General features: G+C 72.0%; 10 protein-coding genes and 1 pseudogene. 8 read left to right on the forward strand and 3 right to left on the reverse strand.

The genetic code is table 11. The features are described from left to right. Positions 1 to 16 precede the first annotated feature (16 nt). The 7 genes from ACO1BR_RS26295 to ACO1BR_RS26325 all read left to right on the forward strand — a co-directional run bounded on the left by ACO1BR_RS26295 (position 17) and on the right by ACO1BR_RS26325 (position 14156). A complete protein-coding gene (locus ACO1BR_RS26295) occupies positions 17 to 2269 on the forward strand; it encodes a choice-of-anchor X domain-containing protein (RefSeq protein WP_426797570.1) in 2253 nt (750 codons plus the stop codon). A gap of 129 nt (positions 2270 to 2398) precedes the next feature. After that, positions 2399 to 6007: a tubulin-like doman-containing protein gene (locus tag ACO1BR_RS26300; RefSeq protein ID WP_426797571.1), complete on the forward strand. Its 3609-nt coding sequence runs from the start codon at positions 2399 to 2401 to the stop codon at positions 6005 to 6007. After that, complete coding sequence (locus tag ACO1BR_RS26305) at positions 6004 to 8607, forward strand: hypothetical protein (RefSeq protein ID WP_426797572.1); 2604 nt, start codon at positions 6004 to 6006, stop codon at positions 8605 to 8607. The genes ACO1BR_RS26300 and ACO1BR_RS26305 overlap by 4 nt, the downstream gene beginning before the upstream one ends. Continuing rightward, on the forward strand, positions 8604 to 10715 hold the full coding sequence (locus ACO1BR_RS26310; protein ID WP_426797573.1) for a hypothetical protein: 2112 nt from the start codon (positions 8604 to 8606) through the stop codon (positions 10713 to 10715). The genes ACO1BR_RS26305 and ACO1BR_RS26310 overlap by 4 nt, the downstream gene beginning before the upstream one ends. Then, the gene (locus tag ACO1BR_RS26315; protein WP_426797574.1) at positions 10712 to 12637 is read left to right on the forward strand and encodes a hypothetical protein; all 1926 of its coding nucleotides are present in this window, start codon (positions 10712 to 10714) and stop codon (positions 12635 to 12637) included. The genes ACO1BR_RS26310 and ACO1BR_RS26315 overlap by 4 nt, the downstream gene beginning before the upstream one ends. Before the next feature lie 519 nt (positions 12638 to 13156). Then, entirely contained in the window at positions 13157 to 13300 is a 144-nt protein-coding gene (locus ACO1BR_RS26320) for a hypothetical protein (RefSeq protein ID WP_426797575.1), read from the forward strand. Positions 13301 to 13490: 190 nt separating this feature from the next. Then, positions 13491 to 14156 (forward strand): SEC-C domain-containing protein, encoded by a 666-nt coding sequence (locus ACO1BR_RS26325; RefSeq protein WP_426797576.1) that lies wholly within the window; start codon positions 13491 to 13493, stop codon positions 14154 to 14156. Positions 14157 to 14424: 268 nt separating this feature from the next. On the opposite strand, the gene ACO1BR_RS26330 is transcribed toward ACO1BR_RS26325, so the two are convergent. Beyond that, positions 14425 to 15090, reverse strand: a complete 666-nt coding sequence (locus tag ACO1BR_RS26330) for a thymidine kinase (RefSeq protein ID WP_426797577.1) — start codon at positions 15088 to 15090, stop codon at positions 14425 to 14427. A gap of 600 nt (positions 15091 to 15690) precedes the next feature. Between ACO1BR_RS26330 and ACO1BR_RS26335 the strand changes: the two genes are divergently transcribed. Beyond that, the gene (locus ACO1BR_RS26335; protein WP_426797578.1) at positions 15691 to 15933 is read left to right on the forward strand and encodes a DUF5302 domain-containing protein; all 243 of its coding nucleotides are present in this window, start codon (positions 15691 to 15693) and stop codon (positions 15931 to 15933) included. Between the two features lie 504 nt (positions 15934 to 16437). Here ACO1BR_RS26335 and ACO1BR_RS26340 read toward each other — a convergent pair. Further along, positions 16438 to 16578: pseudogene (locus tag ACO1BR_RS26340) on the reverse strand (thymidine kinase); the annotation flags it as partial. Positions 16579 to 17288: 710 nt separating this feature from the next. Beyond that, complete coding sequence (locus ACO1BR_RS26345) at positions 17289 to 17783, reverse strand: TIGR04141 family sporadically distributed protein (protein WP_426797582.1); 495 nt, start codon at positions 17781 to 17783, stop codon at positions 17289 to 17291. Positions 17784 to 17819: the final 36 nt, after the last annotated feature.

Genomic DNA, 17819 nt, shown 5'->3' on the forward strand with positions numbered 1-17819 from the left:
ACGCGGTGCGGTCCGTGTGCTGTGCGGCGCCGCGGTACTGGTGTCCCTGCTGGCGCCCCCCGGCCGTGATCCGGTGCCGGCGGCGGACGCCCAGCCGGCCTTCGGGTCGGTCGACTACGCGGTCGCCGTGGACGAGTCCGCGAGCCTCGCGCCCGAGGACATGGCGGCCGAGAAGGACGCCGCCGCACGGATCGCGCTGGGCGACGTCTCCCCGTCCTCCCATGTCACGGTCTTCGGATTCGCCGACGCCGAGTCCGGCGACCAGCGCGCGGTGGACCCGGTGTGCCCGCGGACCGCGCTGGACGCGGCGGGGCGCGAGGCGATCGGCGGATGCGTCGGCAAGCTGCGCAGCCGCAAGAAGAGCGAGGGCGCCGGCACCGACTTCCCGAGCGCGATACGCCAGGGAGTGCACGAGCTCACCACCGGCTCCGAACCGTCGGTGCCCCGGGTGCTGTTCCTTCTCACCGACGGGATGCTGGACGTCACCGACAGTCCCCAGTACGGCGACCCCGCGCATCGCCAGGCCGAGGGCGAACGGCAGTTGGAGCTGGCGCTCAAGGAGGCCGCCGACCAGCACGTCCAGATTTGGCCGCTGGGCTTCGGCCCCGAACCGGACAAGGCGCAGCTCGACCGGATGGCCGCCGGCGGATACCAGAAGGGCTGCGTCGAACTACCCTCCGCCCTCCCGAAGGCCGACAAGGTCTCCGGGGCGAAGGACGTCGGCCCGATGCTGGAGCGGATCTTCGCCGCCGCGCACTGCCTGCGGTACGCGCAGGGCACCAGCGAACGGCCGCCCGCCACCCTGGAGATCGGTATCTCGCCGCTGGCGACCGTGGGCAGCATCGTGGTCGACAAGAGCGACCCCGAGGTGACGGTCACCTACCTCGACCCGAGCGGCCATCAGGTCCCCACCTCGGGGACGTACCGGAAGTCACGGTTCGAGCTGGCGGGCGCCGGACACGCCGTCGAGGCACTGAAGATCACCGACCCGGTGCCCGGCGTCTGGAAGGTGAAGGTCGAAGCCCCCGAAGGGCACCGCTCCCTGCCGGTCGGCGTCAGCGTGCTGTGGCACGGCGAGCTGCGCGGCGCCATCACCATGGACCCGCCGTCGCCGCAGGCCGGGCAGAAGGCCACGGTGACCATGCGGTTGCAGACCCGCGAGGGCTACGAGATCAAGGACCCGCGCGACTACGCCGGGTTGCAGGTCCGCGGCGAGCTGACGGGCGACGGTTTCGCCCCGCTGCCGGTGCACCTCGCCGACGACGGAAAGGGGCCCGACCGCGAGGCGGGCGACGGCTCCTTCACCGGAACCGTGCAGATCCCCAGGAGCGCCAACGGGGCGCTGAAGGTGAGCGGCACACTGACGGCCTCGGGGCTGACCGCCGACACCCGCAGCGAGAGCGGCCAGATCGCACCCGGTGAACTGCCCATCACCACCGCGCTCACCCTGCCCGCCGCGGACACCCACCCCGGCTCCACGGTCACCGGCACCCTGGCCGTCCACAACACCAGCGGCACCCCGCACACCCTGCGGCTGTCCGTCACCGACCTCCAGCCCGGGCTGCTCTCGGTCGCCCCGGCCGAGATCGAGGTGAAGCCCGGCGAGTCCGGGACCCGGAAGGTGACCGTCGAGATCGGTCCCGAAGGCGCCTTCGGGGGCCGCCTCCACTCTGACGGGCTGCGCCTCGGCGGCACCGTCACGGTCGTCGACGCCACCGACGGCAACCGGGCGCTGGTGCGGTCCCCGCTCTCGGTGCGGCTGACGCCGGAACCCGGTATCTGGGACAAGTACTGGTGGGCGTTCGTCTCCACCGCCGTACTGCTCGCGCTGGCCGTCGCGGCCGCCGTCGCCCTGCTGCGGCAACGCCGCATGCGCAGGGACCCGTTCGGCCTGGTGCTGCAACTGGTCTCCGAGGAAGGCGACATCCTCAACGACCACCCGGCCGGGCACGGGCACAAGCAGTGGTACGAGTTCGCTGTCGTCGAACCCCACCGCAGCCCGCGCATTGAACGGCGCAGCCACGGCCCGTACGCCGTCCAGCGCAGCCCCGAGGGCGGCGCGGTGCTGCGCACGCGCGGCGGCGGACGGACCCGGCTGCCCGCGCACGGCAGCGTCCCGCTGACCGACACGCTGAGCCTCTCCCTCGGCGAGGAGACCCACACCGCGAAGGCCCGCAGAACACGGCCTTCCCGGACCCGGACCGCCACGGCCACCACCCCCGCGACCGCTGAGGGCGGGAGCGCGAGCGCCTATGACTCGTACCGGTGAGGCGCAGGGCGGACCCGTGCGCCGCCGGCTCGCCGCCGCACATCGCACCGCGGCCGCCGTGCCGCGGGCAGTCCACAGACGTATCGAGGACGAACCGGCCGCCGATACGGCCGCAACGGGAGGAAACCCATGAAGATCTTCCAGCCGATGCTCTTCGTCGGTCTGGGCGGCACCGGCGGCCTGGTCGGTGCCGAACTGGAACGCAGGCTGCGCGCCGAGCTGTGCGGCCCGGACGGCGTCGCGCTCACCGGCCGCCTCGGCGGCCACGCCCCCTACCAGCTTCCCGACTGCCTCCAGTTCGTGTACGCGGACTACAGCGAGTCCGACCTCCAGCGGCTGCCGCAGTTCAACGTGGACCCGTCGCTGCGGGCCGCGTACGCCCGTACCTCCCGGGCCACCCACAACCTCCTGCCGAACTTCGACAGTTCACCGGAAGTGACCAAGATGCTCCGGGCGAGCCTGCGCGAAGAGGTCGCCGACTGGCTGCCGCCGCGCATCGACGAGCCGAAGGTCACCCCGCTCCACAACGGCGCCGGCCAGCTGCCCACCGTCGGGCGCGCCGCCCTCTTCGCCACTCTCCGGCACAGCCTCGCCCCGGTCCTGGAGCCGCTGCTCCAGGCGATCGACGCGATCGCCAAGGCAGCAGGTGAACTCAGCGAGTTGGGCGGCGGCAAGGTCAACGGTTGCGATGTGTTCGTCGCCTTCTCGGTGGCTGGAGGCACCGGCGCCGGGATCTTCCTGGACTATCTGCACCTGATCAACCACGCCTTCCGGATGCGCCGCTTCGACGGGGTCAAGATCTACCCGCTGGTCGTGATGCCCTCCTCGTTCCCGTCTGCCAGCGGCGGAGGGCGGGAGGCGGATCTCAACGCGGCTCGCGCCCTGGTCGACCTGTTCCGGTTGGTGGACGGGCAAAACGCGCCGACGGAGGGCGCGGAGATCGGCGACCTGGACCACGACTCCGGGGTCGGCATCCGCTACCCGGGCACGACACCGATCCGGCTGCGGACCGGCATTCTGCCCACGGCGTTCCTGTTCAGCCCGACCGCGGGCATCCGCCAGGACGACCTGCGCCGCTCCATCGTCTCCCTGGTGATGTCGCTGATCGGCACCGAACTGGGCGACGGCCGCTCCCGGGGCCGGATGACGGCGGCCGACGACGACTACCAGACGTTCGCCGCGAGCTTCATCAACCGGGGCCTGCACCGCAGCGCCCTGTCCCCCACCGGCATCGGCCGGCAGGGCGTCTCCACCAGCCTGGTGGCCTCCATGACCGCCCCGATGGACCAGCTGGCCGACCTGGTCGCCGGCCGGCTGCTGCGGGAGGCCGTCACGGATCTCGTAGAGCGGCCGCGTACCACGCTGCGGGACACCGCGGTGCCGATGATCCGGCAGTTGTTCGCCGACTCCCAGCTCGAAGAGCTGTGGGAACGCAAGCAGTTGCCCGTACCAGAGCCCGAACCGCTGCCGCGCGGCAGCAGGGCCATCGAGCTGGCGTTGGGCGAACGGATCGCGGACATGCAGCGATTGCTGTCCGACCTCCAGTCCATCGCGGACCGCCAGGCCGCCTCGATGGCCGACCGATTCGCCCCGCGCCCGGCCATCGACAAGCTCCTCCAGACCGTCGACCCCTTCCTCGCCGAACGCGTCGTGCGAGGCGTCCCGGACAGCGACGAACCGATCGCCCGGCTCGGCTTCCTGGGCATGCTCAACAGCCGCGCCATCGCCCCCCAGCGCCCTCCGGGCGTGACCGAGCAGCCGCCCAAGATCCCGCGGGTCAGGGGACGGTTGGCCGGCATGTCGCCGGCCCGCTGGGGCGACGACGACGTACAAGCAGCACTCCAGGCGCAGAACACCTGGTACCAGTGGCGCTGCCGGATCGTGTGGCACGAGGCGTGGCGCGAGCAGCAGCAGCGCTGGCAGTCCCCGGCGGACGCGGCCGGGACCGACCTCGGACGCCTGGTGAACGCCTTCCTCACGCACTCCGAGCGGGAACGCAAGGTCTCCGCGCAGAAGGGCCTCGACCTGTACGAGGACCGCACCGGGATCTCGTATCTGCTGCCGCCGCAGCGCACCCTCAACCACTTCTACGAGGACCTGGTGACCCGGCTGATCCGCGGTGAGGGGCTGCGCGAGCACGACGACGAGGCCGCACTCCTGCTCAAGATGACCAACGGGGACACCTGGCGCAAAGCCCACTCGCTCAGCCGCCGCAACCCCGACAGCGCGGTGGCGGCTGTCAAGGCCCAGCTGGAGGGCCGCATCACGCGGCTGTTCGCGGAGAGCGGCGAACATCTGGAGGAGCGCCCGCTGCTGCCGCCCATGAGCACCCTTCTGGCCGCCGCGGCGGGCGACACGGACGCCGCCGACCAGGTCAGCAAGGAGGCACTCGACCTGTTCGGCCGCAAACTGGCCGGCCTGCTGCCGGTGGGCTTCACCCCGGAGGGCACCGGACCACTGCGGGTGCTCGTCACGCACCCGCGCGTACAGGCCGTGGAGGAGGTGCAGGAGTTCCTCGGCAAGGCGCTGCGGCTGCCCTCCGACGCCAAGAACTCCGTGGAGTACCGGGGAGTGGAGAGCGACTCGATCACCGTGGTCCTCTTCCGCAGCGAGATGAGCCTCACCCAGGTGCCCGAGGCCCGCAAGGTGCTGCGACAGTGGGCCAGGGCCAAGGACTCCGAGCAGGCCCAGGACGTGCTGAGGTGGCGTCAGCGGCTCGGATTCCGGGACAGCTGGATGGTCAGCAGCGCGGAGGACCGCCGCGCCATCCTGCACCGACTGCTGTGCTGTATGTGGAACGGCCAGGTGGACGTGCTGGACGGCGACCCCGCCTCGCCGGGCCGGGTCCGGCTGCGGCTGTTCCCCGAGACGGGCGACCATGTGCCCGGCGTCCGGCTGCGGTTGGGGGACTTCCCCGGCGGGGTGTCAAGCTGGGCGGAGCTGCTGCGCTCGTACGAACGCTGGATCGTCCTCGACGACGAGCGGACCGTCGAGGACTACTGCGAAAACCTGATGGCGGCCCAGCCGCTGGGGCTCGCCAGGAATGGCAGCGAACCGCATCCGCTCTTCGTCGAGCTGGTCGAGAAGACCGCCCCGCGCCAACTGGAGCTGCTGAGGGAGCGCCGGGAGCGCGGCGGCGAGCAGGTCGAGGGATGGGTGCGGCCGCTGTGGGAGTTCTGGGCGGAGACACTGCCGGCCGCACTGGACGTCGAGTTCGGGGACCAGCGCGCCGTCCAGCCGACGCTGCGCACGCTGCTGGAGCACGTCCGCGGCGGCACACCGAAGCCGCGTCCCCGCAAGGAGATTCCGGAACCCCGGCGTTCCGTGGCCGATGACGACGACTGGGGCACCGCCCCGCGCGCCTCCGCCGACGCCTACCCGGGCGGCGGCACCGACGAGCGCGCGCGGTCCGCCCCGGCGGACGACTACGCCGGCGCGTACGACGACCGGATCGGTGACCGCAACACCGAAGGCAGTAGGGAGAGTTGGGGGGAGAGGGGCGGTGCGGACGGCCGGTGGGAAGGGCAGCCGCGTACCTCCGGCGGCTACGACTACGACGCCGCGTACGACGACCAGCCCCCGCGTTCCTCCGGGGACCGCGTCAACGGGCACTCCGGCGGGGCCGACCGGCCTTCGGTGCCGTGGGACGAACCCGACGATCCCCGTCCGTACGGGGCCGCCGACGAAAGCGGCCGGGACCACGCGCGCCGCAACCCCTGGGACGGAGACGCGGAGTGATCACACCCGAGGACATCGGCGCGGTCGTCCACCTCGACCTGCGCACCGGGGCGGCGGAACTCGGCACCGCCCCCGCTTTGCGGTCCGCGGTCGCCCGCCAGCTCGGCCGGGCCGGACTGCCGGAACCCGATCACCCGCTCTTCCTGGTCGTCGACACCCCGGCCGGGCTGACCGGCCATCAGCGGCAGTACGAACTGCTCACCGCCTACCGAGCCGTGGGCGAGATCAGGGTCCTGGTCCTGCTGGTCGGCGGCGCGCCCGCTTCGTCCGCCGATGAGGACGAGGTGTTCCCGCCGGACCGGCGGCTGGTGCGGCCCGCGGTGCTGCGCGCCCCCGGCACCAGCCTGCTGTGGGCGGGCGATCTGCGCTCCGCCCGCACGGCGCTGGAGCAGCCCGCGCCCGACGACCCGGAGGCACTGGCGGTCCTGGTGGATGTGCTGTCGGTCCCGGACGTCTTCCTGAGGGTGCTCGACGACATCGGATCGCTGCCCGACGCGATCGCCGCGCCCGGGATGCGGCTGCTGGAGCAGGACCTGCCGCCGGAGGTCCGCGACCGGGCCTGGCGCGACGCGCTCACCCGGTTCGCGGGCGAGGACGCCGAACTCGCCCCGGATCTGCCGGTGGCCGCCTGGTCCGCGGCCGATCTGCCGGAGACGCTGCGGGGGTTGGTGGCGGGCCGGGGCGGCCGCGACCAGCGGCACCGGGAGCCGGGCGGGATGGCTGACGGTGCGTACCGCGCGTGCGCGGATGTCCTGGACGGCGCCGAGGACGCGCTGGCCAGGCTGCGGGCCCTCCCCGGGCTGCTGAGAGGCTCGTGCAGGGAGGCGTTCGAGGCCGACCTGGACCAGGCGCGCCAGGCGCTCGGCGACTACCGGGACCTCGTCGGCACGGCTCTGCACAGCGGCGGCGCCGGTACGGCACCGTCCGCCGCCGAGGCGGCGGCCCGGCTCGCGGCCCTCGGCCTACGGGTGCCCTCGGCCGAGGGCGTGGGCGAGCGGATCGGCGAGGGCCTGCGGGAGTTCGCCGGGAAGCTGCTGGGGCGGGGGCTGGCCCTGCGCGCGGTGGCTCAGCGCTTCACCGGGCTAGCCGGGCGGGTGGAGCCAGTGCCCGGTTCCGCACTGCTGCCGAAGCTCGCCGACCTCTCCGACACTCGAACCGGCTCGCGCGGGGGCACCCCCATTGCCGAAGCGGTGGCCCGGCGTTCCGGGTCGCGGGGTGACCCGCTGCCGAGCCCCGTGGCGGGTCTCCCGGCGTTGGCCGCAGCGGGGCTGCTCGGTGCGCTGTGGCAGGGCCCCTTCGTGGCGCTGGCGCTCGTTGTCCCACTGGTGTTCCTCGGCATGACGCTGCTCGGCGCATCCCGTCTGCGGGGTGCCGAGCGCCCGGTCCGCTGCGCTATGGGACCCCGGATCGCGGCCGCCGGCGGCGCGGTAGCCGGGGTGGTGGTGGCGTACGCGGCCGAGCCCCCGCTCTGGCTGAGCGCCGCCGGTCTGCTGGCGGGCCTCGGCGCCGCGGTGGAGACGGCCCGCCGGCTCTGGCGTGCGGCGGCCGACTCCTGGGCCGCGAGCCACGGGACCGCCGCGCTGCGCCGGGCCCTGGAGGGGCTGGATGCGCTGCTGGCCGAGGCGGTCCGCGAGCACTGGGCCGCCGAGGAGCGCATGTACTGCGCCGACGCGGCTCGGTCCGTCGCCGGCATGCTGCGGGCGACGGCGGCCGCCGCGGACGCCGAGGCGCTGCCCGAGCCTGAGCGGCCCGCGGCCGCCGGTGCGTCCGGCACCGAGCCGCCCGCCGCGGACGACTGGCTGTCCAGCGCCTCGGCCCTGGAGGCGGACGCCTCCGCCGCGGACGACGACACGGACAGCGACTGGGCGAGCGTGTACGCCTGGGACGACACGCCTTCCGCGGACGAGCCCGTCGAGCCCGTCGGGGAGAAACCCTCCGCCCCACCCGCAGACCCGTGGGAGGACCGCACAGCCGGGGCGCCGCGCTGGCTGGACCGCGAGAGCGGCGAGGGCGGACCGGAGCTGGTCGCCACCCTGGTCGGCGATCTGACGGACGCCGCCCTGGTCGCCATGGAGTTTTACTGGGGAGCCGTCGAACGCGGCCAGGCCGGTGCCCTCGCCATCCGGCGCACCGAGAAGCGGGTCGGCGACCTGCTGTCGACGGCCCGCCGCCACCTCCGGCACAACGGGGTGCTGGCCCCGCCTCCGTTCGCCGCCGGACACCGCACCCGCGCCACCTCGGCGAACCTGCTGGGGACCGACCCGCACCGGGTGGCCGAACTGGTCGGCGCAAACGCCGACCGGCGCGCCGTGGTGCAGCTGACCTCACCGGAGCAGAGCATGCTGCTCAGCCGCGACCCGGCGGCGGCGCTATGGATCAGGTTCGCCCCGGACGCGGTGCGCGGCGAGGTCGAGAAGACCTGGCGGACGAGCGGTTCGGCCCAGCCGCACGAGGCGCTGTGGACCTCGTCGGGACGGCACGCGGGTCTGATCCGGCTCACCCCGCTGCGGATGGGCGTCGTGGACACCGTCCGGCCCCGTCAGAGCCCCGGGGCCGACCCGGGGGACCCGGACGAACGAAGGGACGGCGACCACTGGTGACCGGCACCTCGCACTCCAACCTGGTGGAGCCGGGTAGTTCGCAGCGGACCACCCTCGCCTTCACCGTCCCCTCAGGGCGACGCCGCACCGCCCCGGTCCGCTTCGGACGCACCTCCCGCCGCGATCCGCAGCTGCCCCAGCGGATCCGCAACGGCCTCCTCGACGACGAGGGACAGCAGTGCGTCCAGGTGCGGCTGACCGCCGCCGACGCGGCGAACCCGGCGGCGCGCGCACTGCTGGACGCGGAGGCGGGCACCGCCCTGCGTCTGCACCAGGTGCTCGACGACACGGAGTACGCGGCGCTCTTCCCGCGGATCATCGGCTACGAACTGGACGCCGCCGAGCCGTTCCTGCTGTACGCCGCGCCACGCGGCACCGCCGCCGCGCGCACCCATGTGATGTCCGCGACCGACCAGCGGGTCCTCGCCCGTGATCTGCTGCTGGCGCTGTGCCTGCTCGACGGTCAGGGCCTGGTGCTGCGCGGGATCTCGCCGACCACCGTGCTCTGGGACGGCACCTCGGTCCAGCTCTGGGGGCTGGAGGGGGCGGCCCGCGCCGGACGTCCGAGGACCCGGTGGGGCAGGGCGCCCTACTGCTCGCCCGAACAGCGCCGGGGCGAGGGACGCATCGACCCCCGGGACGCGGTGTGGAGCGCGGCCCAGGTGCTCTACCAGCTGGTGACCGGCCGGCCCGGTCCCACCGACCGGGCGCCCGCCGATCTCGCCGAGCACCGGGTGCTCGCCGAGACGCTGCGCGGCGCCTTCGCCCCGCTGGCAGCCGACCGGCCTGCTCCCGAGCGACTGCTCGACCTCCTGGCCCCGGGCGCCGCCCGTCGCATCGCGCCGAGCGTGCCTGCCGACAAGACGCGCCCGCACCACGCGGCGTTCGACCACGCGCTCCACCTCAAGCGGCTGGCACCCGCCCCCGAACCTCACGACGGGTCCTGGGCGGCGCCCCGGCGGAGCAACGGAGAAGTCCTGTGCCCTTACTGCCTGGAGACCATCCAGCTCGACCTCGGGTCGCTGTTCGTCACCGACAGCAGGATGCAGTACCAGCCGCTGGACGTCTCCGGCGTCGGCAACCCTCTGCGGCGCGAGGACATCATGCGCGGCGCCGTCCAGAAGTGCACGGCGGACCCGGACTTCCCCGAGCACTTCATCCCGGTGCCCTACCTCACCCACGGCCGGCCGCTGACCGTCGCGATGGTCGGCCAGTCCTCCACCGGCAAGAGCCATCTACTGACCCAGATGATCGCCGAGATCACCGACGGCGCCCTGGAGCCGTTCGGACTGAAGTGGCAGTCCGTCAACCCGGAGCAGCACGCGCGGTTCGTACGGGAACGGGTGCAGCCGCTGCGCAACGGCAAGGTCCTCGGCCACACCGGCGCCCTCGGCCTGGACGGCTTCGCCCGATTCGTGGAGTCCCTCCTGATCACCGACGCCCGCGGGCGGGTGCGTCCGGTCGCCTTCTTCGACCTGGGCGGCGAGGACCTCGTACGGACCGACGCCGCGCTCCGCTTCCTGCTCGGAGTCGACGCCATGGTCTTCGTCGTGGACCCGGCATTGGCTCTCCCGCTGCCGCATCTGGACCACGCCAGGGAACGCTGGGGTCTTGAGGTGAACCGGGACGGCGATCTCGCCTTCGGCACCGTCCTGGACCGGCTGCCCAAGAACGGCCCGTATCTGGACGTGGCGGCTGCGATGGTGCTCGGCAAGGCCGATCTCCTGCGGTTCCAGCCGCCCGTCGACCGGTGGCTGGGCGAGGCGGCGCCCACCTCGCTCGACCCGGCGCTGATGCGCGAGGAGAGCCGGGACGTCTACGGGCTCCTGCGCCACCATGCCGGCCAGGCGTGGCTGCGCCCGTTCGACGCGATCCGCCGGTGCACCCTGCACGTCGCGTCGGCCACCGGCGGTCAGGAGGACAACGGCCGCTATCCGGCCGGGGCGGGGCCCCGGCGGGTGCTGGAGCCGCTCCTGTCGCTGCTGGCGATGCACGGGCTGATCGAAGTGCCGGGCGGTGCGGAGGCGTTCGCCGTGGGAGGGCCGCCCGCGAGGGAAGAGGTGCCGTCGCCGGAGGCCAGGGGAACTGTGGGAGAGGAAGAACGGTGAACGACTTCCAGGACCGGAGACCGGCTCACCGGGCACCGTCCGGCACGGCCGGGCAGGGTAGCGGCAATACCGCGGGCTCGGTGCACCAGGTGGTCTTCCGGTGGGACGGCAACCAGGGCCGCCAGGGCACAGGCATGAAGGCCGTCGCCCACTCCTGCTCGGCCGAGCGCGCCGAGGAACTGGGCAGGGAACTGGGACCGTTGCTGTGGGTGTCCGGCGCGCGGGCCCCGCGGCACAGCGTCGTACGCACCCTGTCCCGCGACGGTGAGGTCATGCTCGTCCAGCGCTGGCCCACCACCGACCGGGGCGGCCGGCCCAGCACAGTCAGCCATGTCCTGGTCGGCGAGCCGCAGACCCTGAAGACCCGTCAGTGCCTCGGGCTCGCGCACGGCGGGTGGGGTAAACGGGAGTCCGCCGAGCAGGCCACCGGGCGGCAGCGCGTGGTGAAGTGCGCCGAACTCGACGCGCTGGCGTGCGAACGACTCCCGGGAATGCGGGAGTTGCTGCCGACAGTCCAGCACGCGCTGATCCTGGTCACCGCGGAGTGGCTGCGCGATCCGACGCAGCGGGTGTCCTTGCTCACGGGCGAGGAGGAGCTGCCTGGCTGGCCCGACCAGGACGCCGCACCGCTGGTGTATCTCGGACTGTTCATGCTCTTCGGCCCCTGGCTGGGCGAGGAGTGGACGTTCGCCACGTACGACACGGTCGACACCCACCCTCTGCGGCTGATGAGCGTCCCGCGCTGGGAGCCCGACACCGGCGGTTCCGGTCCACTGGCCCGGGTAATGGGCCGCTCACCAGCCCAACCCCGGTTCGAGCACCGGGCGGCGGCCCGGCTCGTGGAATACCTCCTGGAACACCCGTCGAACCGCCCCGGGGTGCCGCAACTGGTCGACGGGCTCAGCGGCGGCGCGGCGCTGGACTGGCCGCGGCGGCACGCCCTGCTCAAGGACATCCTGGACGCCGACCGCCTGACCGCCCCGCCCCGCCTCCCGGACCGCGCTCCGGCCGCCCCGCCCTCGGACCCCCAGCCGGATCCCACCCCTCTCACCCCGACGCCCGCACCAGCCCCCCCGTCCGTATCCATACCCTCACCCTCACCCTCACCCTCGACAGCACCTCCGCACCCCGGCCGCCCGCCCGCCCCCCGTCCCACGGCACCCTCCACCGACTATCCGGCAGCCGACACCGAACTTCCCACACTCCACGAGGACTTGGAGGACTTGCATCTGCCCCGCGGCAGGAACGCCGTGCAGCGCGGCAGACTGGCGGACCGCCTGCGCACCCTGCCTGACGATCTGCTCCTGCACGAGCTGCGCTCCGGCGGGCGGCCGCCGGAGTCCGTGGAACTGCTGCTGAACGAGCTCGGGGACGGCGACCGCGTCCGGCAGCGCGGGACGGCGATGCGGCACGCGCTGTGCGCGGAGGTGCTCCGCAACGACCTGTACCTCACGCCGAATGGGCAGGGCGCGGAACCCGCATCGCGGACGGCCCTGGTCAGCCGGGCGGCCGACCTCTTCACCTGGGCCGTCGCCCCCCTCGCCCGCGACGAACGCTATCTGCGCGATCTACAGGAACTCCTGCATCGCATGTGCCGGGACCGCCACCCTGCCGCGGGCAACTGGCTCCGGGAGACCATCATCGCGCCCAGGAACGGGCGGGCCCCCGACCTGCCGCCGATCCTGTGGCAGCAGATCCTGCGGGACATGATCGGCCAGAGCCCCGCGCAGTCCGCCGCTCTCCACGCACCCCCCGCTGCCCCCGCGTACACCACATTCCCCGCCCCCTCCGCTCTCGACCCGGAACCACGCGCCTCCACATCCCGGCTCTCCGAGCTGGCGAACAGCCCGGGCTGCGTGGTGGGGACCGGCGTCGGCGTGATCGTCCTGCTCCTCCTCGCGCTCGTGCTGATCTTCATGTGAACCTGCCCGCAGATCACGGGACTTCCCGATCCCAGAGCCGGTCCCGGACCGTCGTACGGCCCGGGACCGGCGGGGCGTAGCGGGCGGGGGTTGGGGAGCCGAGGACCAATGCTGGACCCTGGCCGGAATCGCTGAGGGCCAACCCACTGAGGAGCAGCACCATGCGCTGCGCCATCGGGCAAGAAACGGCCCACGAGAGGCCGGCCCGTTCATACCTTCCGTCAGGTCCGACGCCCCCTCCAACTGGATGTGGCAGATGAGCCCAACCCCTTTCTTGGAATGCGTACGCAAGACCACGACAGCCGCCAACAGCCACGTCCTGGTCACGACTCACTGAGCCAACCGAGAGCGCCGGCCGTCCACGGGCACTGGCAGATCACCTGCTACGCCGCGCCGGTCGGCCCCGTTCTTCCACCTCGGTTTTCGCATTGTGGCTCGTTGGGGGGGCACACCGAGCACTGCGCGAAATCGCCAACCGTACGTCGGGGTGTCACGCGGGTTCCGGGAGCCAGACGACCGATGTCCTTCGCCGCCCCCGTCGCCGCGGCCACCGCCCGCGCGTTGGGCATGGCCCTGCTGCGCCGGGTGATCCCCACAGCAGGCGAGAGCCCTGGTGGACGCCGGGTGGCTGACAACCCGGTCCGGCAGAAGTGGCAGCAGTGAGGCTGCGCTGGCACTCTTCCGCCGCGCGGCCGACTCCCACGGCGAGTACCGTCTCGACGCCCAAGTGGGCATCGTCGACCAACTCCACGCACTGGGCCGAGCACAGGAAGCCGAACAGACTCCAGACAGAACTCCGCGCCCGCCTCGATACCGAGTCCACCGGGCCGTCGCGACTGCGGTCATCGACGACATGGTCGAGGTCCTCACCGAAGCCGGGCAGTACGAGCGGGCCCTTGAGCGGTGCCAGGCGAGCCTGGACGCCCTCGCCTCGGACGACGACAGTCCGCGGGCAACCGAGTACCGGCACGGCCTCCTCATCCACCGCAGCTTCCTGCGGGGCGAGTTGGGGATCGAGCTGAACGAGGACGACCTCGCCGCCGAGGCGGAGGCGGACGCATCCTTCGCACAGTTCCGGGACGGACTGCTTGAGGCACTGTCGCAGAACCCAGCAGTGGACGTCCCCCAGGGCTGGGAGGCGTTGGACGGGATCGTGCTGCGATGGGTCCGCGAGGACTTCGCCGCTGTCCGGGCCTGCTGGCCGGAGTCGACCACCTCGTACGGAGACGACTACGACACCTACGCCGCGCGCCTACAGCGCGACGCCCGCGCCTACAGCGTAGCCGGCGCCGCCCACGTACGGATCGTCAGCGCCACGCCCGCCGAGTTCGAGGAATACGCCAGCCAGCAGAGGCGGGAGCCGGGCGCCGTGGAGACCCGGCGTGCCTACGGCGAGTGGTACGCCAAGACGGCGCGCCCCGAGCGTGCCCTGCTGTGGCCACCCGCGCGCAACGGCCCCTGCTGGTGCGAGTCGGAACGCAAGTACAAGAAATGTTGCGGCACGCCCGCGAAGAACTGAAGGGCCCAGCCGCACCCGCAGCCGGGCTTGATCACCGTATGCCCAGATCCGGCCTTCCGCCTGGGACACGTCCGACCGCGTGCCTGCAAGAGGTCGTACGTGGCCTCTACAGCGACCAGAGCGCCAGAGAACCGCCGTCGCCCGTTCCCCGCCGAGACTCGAACCTGCGGCCAAGGCCACCCTCCCGAGCCCACGGCCCAGAACCACCCGCTCCCCCATGGCCAGTACGGCCGACAAGCAAGTCGACGTGCTTCTCGCCGGCCGGAGGTCAAGTGGCGGTGACCGGCAGCACGTCCGGCGACAGCGCCGCTCCCCGCGCCGCGGCGCTCGTCATCCGCCTGCAGTGATGACGTCGGCAGAGCACCTCGTACCCGACCTCCGCCGCCGACTGAGCCACGTCGCCCACGACAACCTGCTCCCCCTCGACGACCATCTCTCCACCCACGGTGCGCGCATTGTGCGTGGCCCGAGCACCACACCAGCACATCGCCTCGACCTGCAAAGTCTCCAAGCGATCGGCAAGCTCGATCAGACGCTGGGAACCAGGAAAGAGCCTCGTCCGGAAGTCGGTGGTAATGCCGAACGCGAAGACATCCAGCTCCAAGTCATCCACGATCCGAGCCAGTTGGTCAATCTGCCCGGACAGCAGGAACTGGGCCTCGTCCACAATCACGTAGTCGACCCGGCCACCCCGAGACAACTGCTCCACCACATATCCGTACAGATCCAACCCCGGCCCGGCCTCCACCGCGTCGGTCACCAGCCCCAGACGCGACGACAGCTTGCCCTCACCCGCACGGTCATCACGCGTAAAGATCAACCCCTGCAAACCACGCGACGCTCGATTATGTTCGATTTGTAGCGCCAAAGTCCTTTTACTAAACCATTCGCCATCTATCCCGCAGGCCCAGACAATCACGGATCCCACGTACATCCCACAAGGCACCTGCCGACGCGCCCACCCTCACACCGTGCCGTTCTGCCCCAGCTCCGTCGACGCCGACGCCGGTCGATCAGAGGCTGGTCAGCAGCGTCCCGGGGCCGACGGACGCAGCGCGATGCGGAGTCGGCCGTCCTGGCGCTGGACCGTCGCGGCCCGCCGATGCCGGGTTCGTTCTCACCGTCGACGGTGCCTGGAGCGCCGTGTGACCGGCGCCAGGAGGCCGACCACGGCCTCACGCCGCACCCCGGCCCAAAAACACCAGCGCCCCCTCCCGCGGACTGGGCACCAGCAAGGACGCCTCCCGCGGCGCCGGCGGCAAGGCCAGCGAGGCCCGCAAGGCGGCCCTGGTGCGTCGCGGCGGCTGAGAGCCGCTGCCCTGACAATCTAATACTTCCGACCACGGAATGGAGAACCTCCAGCCCGGCCCGAAACCCTCCTGTGCGTACCCCTACGCGATGAACGCCCTCGTGGTGTGCCCTGGCCGAGAGGTGATACCCGCCGAAGCCGGAGCCAAGATGATCTTGCTTGCGCCCCGCACTGCGCTCGGCATGACAAGCTGTGCTTCCCATTGCCCGAACCCAGGAGGTCGCCGTGACCGCAGAGTCTGCATCCAAAGAAGGTTCGGAGCCGTCCGACCCCGAGACGTCCGCTCTGGTGCCCGACAGCGACGGCCACTACGACCTCAAACGCAAATTCCGGGAAGCGCTGGAGCGCAAGCGCGGTGTGCAGGCGGACGCCGCTGACCTTGCTGCGAACGTCGATGCGTCGAAGGTCCGTGGAGCGCACGGCCCGGCTGCGAGCCAGCGGTCGTTCCGGCGCAAGAGCGGCGGCTGAGTCAATCACTTCCGCGATCTGTCCGCCCTACAACACGCCTTGGGCGCCACGGACTCCCGCCCTGTGTCGAGGCACGGGAGGTGCGCATACCCGGTTGCCGGTTGTCGGTTGCCGGTGAGGTCGTAGCCGGCGGTCTCCGCCTATGGAAACGGGCCCAGCTGCGGTTGGCGCGGGTCGATAACGTCGCCGCGGTGGACTTGGTCTTGTCCGTGCCGCTCAGTTTGCGACCCAGGATCAGGCCGTCGTAAGCGAGTTCGGTTCCGTCGGTGAGAGTCGCCGTGCGCGCGGCCGGGGGCGCGGCGGCTGCGGGCACGCCGAGCCGCAGGTCCAGGTCAGGTTTGTCCAGGTCGGCGGGCTGCCGTAGCGTGACGCGCTCGGCCAGCCAGGCACCGGTCCCATGCCACGCGCAGGTCGCTTCTAGGGTGGCGGGCGTCGGACCGGCAGCTGTCAACGGCCTGTAGTCACCATGGCCGCCGTCAACGGCGCGGCAGGCAGGTTCGAGGCTCAAGAGGGGGCAAACGGCAGGACGTCCGGCGAGAGCGCGACGGCACGCGCAGCAGCGCTCGTCATGCGGCGGCGGTGATGACGTCGACACAACACCTCGTAGCCGACTTCCGCGGTGGGGCGATTCACGTCACCGACGAGGCCGGAAGGTGGTGGCGCCGTCGTATGGCCGCTCCCGGGGTCGACGTTGGACCGGGGCGTTGTACCGGAATCAGTGGCTTCTGTCCGGTCAGCTCCAGGTCTGCGCGCCGGTGCGTGACGCGCTTGCCGACTGGCCAATAACCTCTATCGCTCAGCCAGTTGACGAGGTCTCGCGCCGTGGGGATCTCGAAGCCGAGCAGGCTCTCGCCGTCCCGTTCTTGGAGGATCTCCGTGGCACCAGGAAGCGGCACGCCTCCTCGCCCGTATACCGCGCCCATTCCTCCACGAGGGCACGCAGTCTCGGCATCCGTGTGTGGACAGCGCCAATAGCTCCCTCGCGGACTTGGGCGAGCGGGCGCAGGGGGGGGCGGCTGGGCGGGGTCGGCAGATGCGCGGCTGCCCATCGGTCGGTGTGGGAAGCGAGAATCTCGGGGGCGAGATCCCAGTGCTCCGTGTGCCATTCGGGGTCGGGTACGAGGCCCGGCAGCTCGCGCAGACGTACGTAGCCGGCGAGTGCGCCGCCGGAGCGGAACACATGGGGGGCGTACGCGTCCCTGACCCGCGCTTGGAGCGCCGGTCGTTCCTTCTCCAGCCATGCGTCGAACTGGCGGTGTGCCTGGCTCGGTTGTCGATCACGGGGAGGCCGAGGGTGCGCCATGCCCGGTTTGCGGTGGCCAATGGGACGTCAAGCCGCGAGCTGGCGCATGTGGTCATCGTCGTCGAGCAGTCCCAGGAGCGTGTCGGCGCGGTCGGGGTCGGAGGGAGATGCCGGCCTCGATCCACCGCAGCACGGGCGTGACGGCGAGCCAGCCCTCGGAAGCGGCCCGGTGATGGCGGTAGAGGGTGACCGTACTGCGCCGAAGGCCAGCCAAGTGCTCACCTGCCGGGGGACTGCGCAGCCGGCCCGACACGTCGTCGAGATCGAAGGCGTCCCGAACGGTGACACCGCAAGCGTCGATCCTCGGGTGAACGGCGCCCGCGGCCTGGTAGTCCTCCCAAGGGGGCCCCGGAGTGATCCGTCCGTCAGCGGGCTCGCTCATTGCGGCGTTGAGTTCCTGCTCCAGGAGAGTCTGCGTGCCCCTGTCCTTGACCGGCGTGATGTGCTCGACGAATTCCAGTGCAGGGTCAGGGAACTCATCGCGGCACAGGCGAACGGGCCCGGAACGCAGAAAGGCCCCGCACCATACGGTGCGGGGCCTCCCCACAAAGATTGTTCGGCGGCGTCCTACTCTCCCACAGGG

The organism is Streptomyces sp. YGL11-2, from assembly GCF_050054615.1.
In the GTDB taxonomy this organism is placed as follows: domain Bacteria; phylum Actinomycetota; class Actinomycetes; order Streptomycetales; family Streptomycetaceae; genus Streptomyces.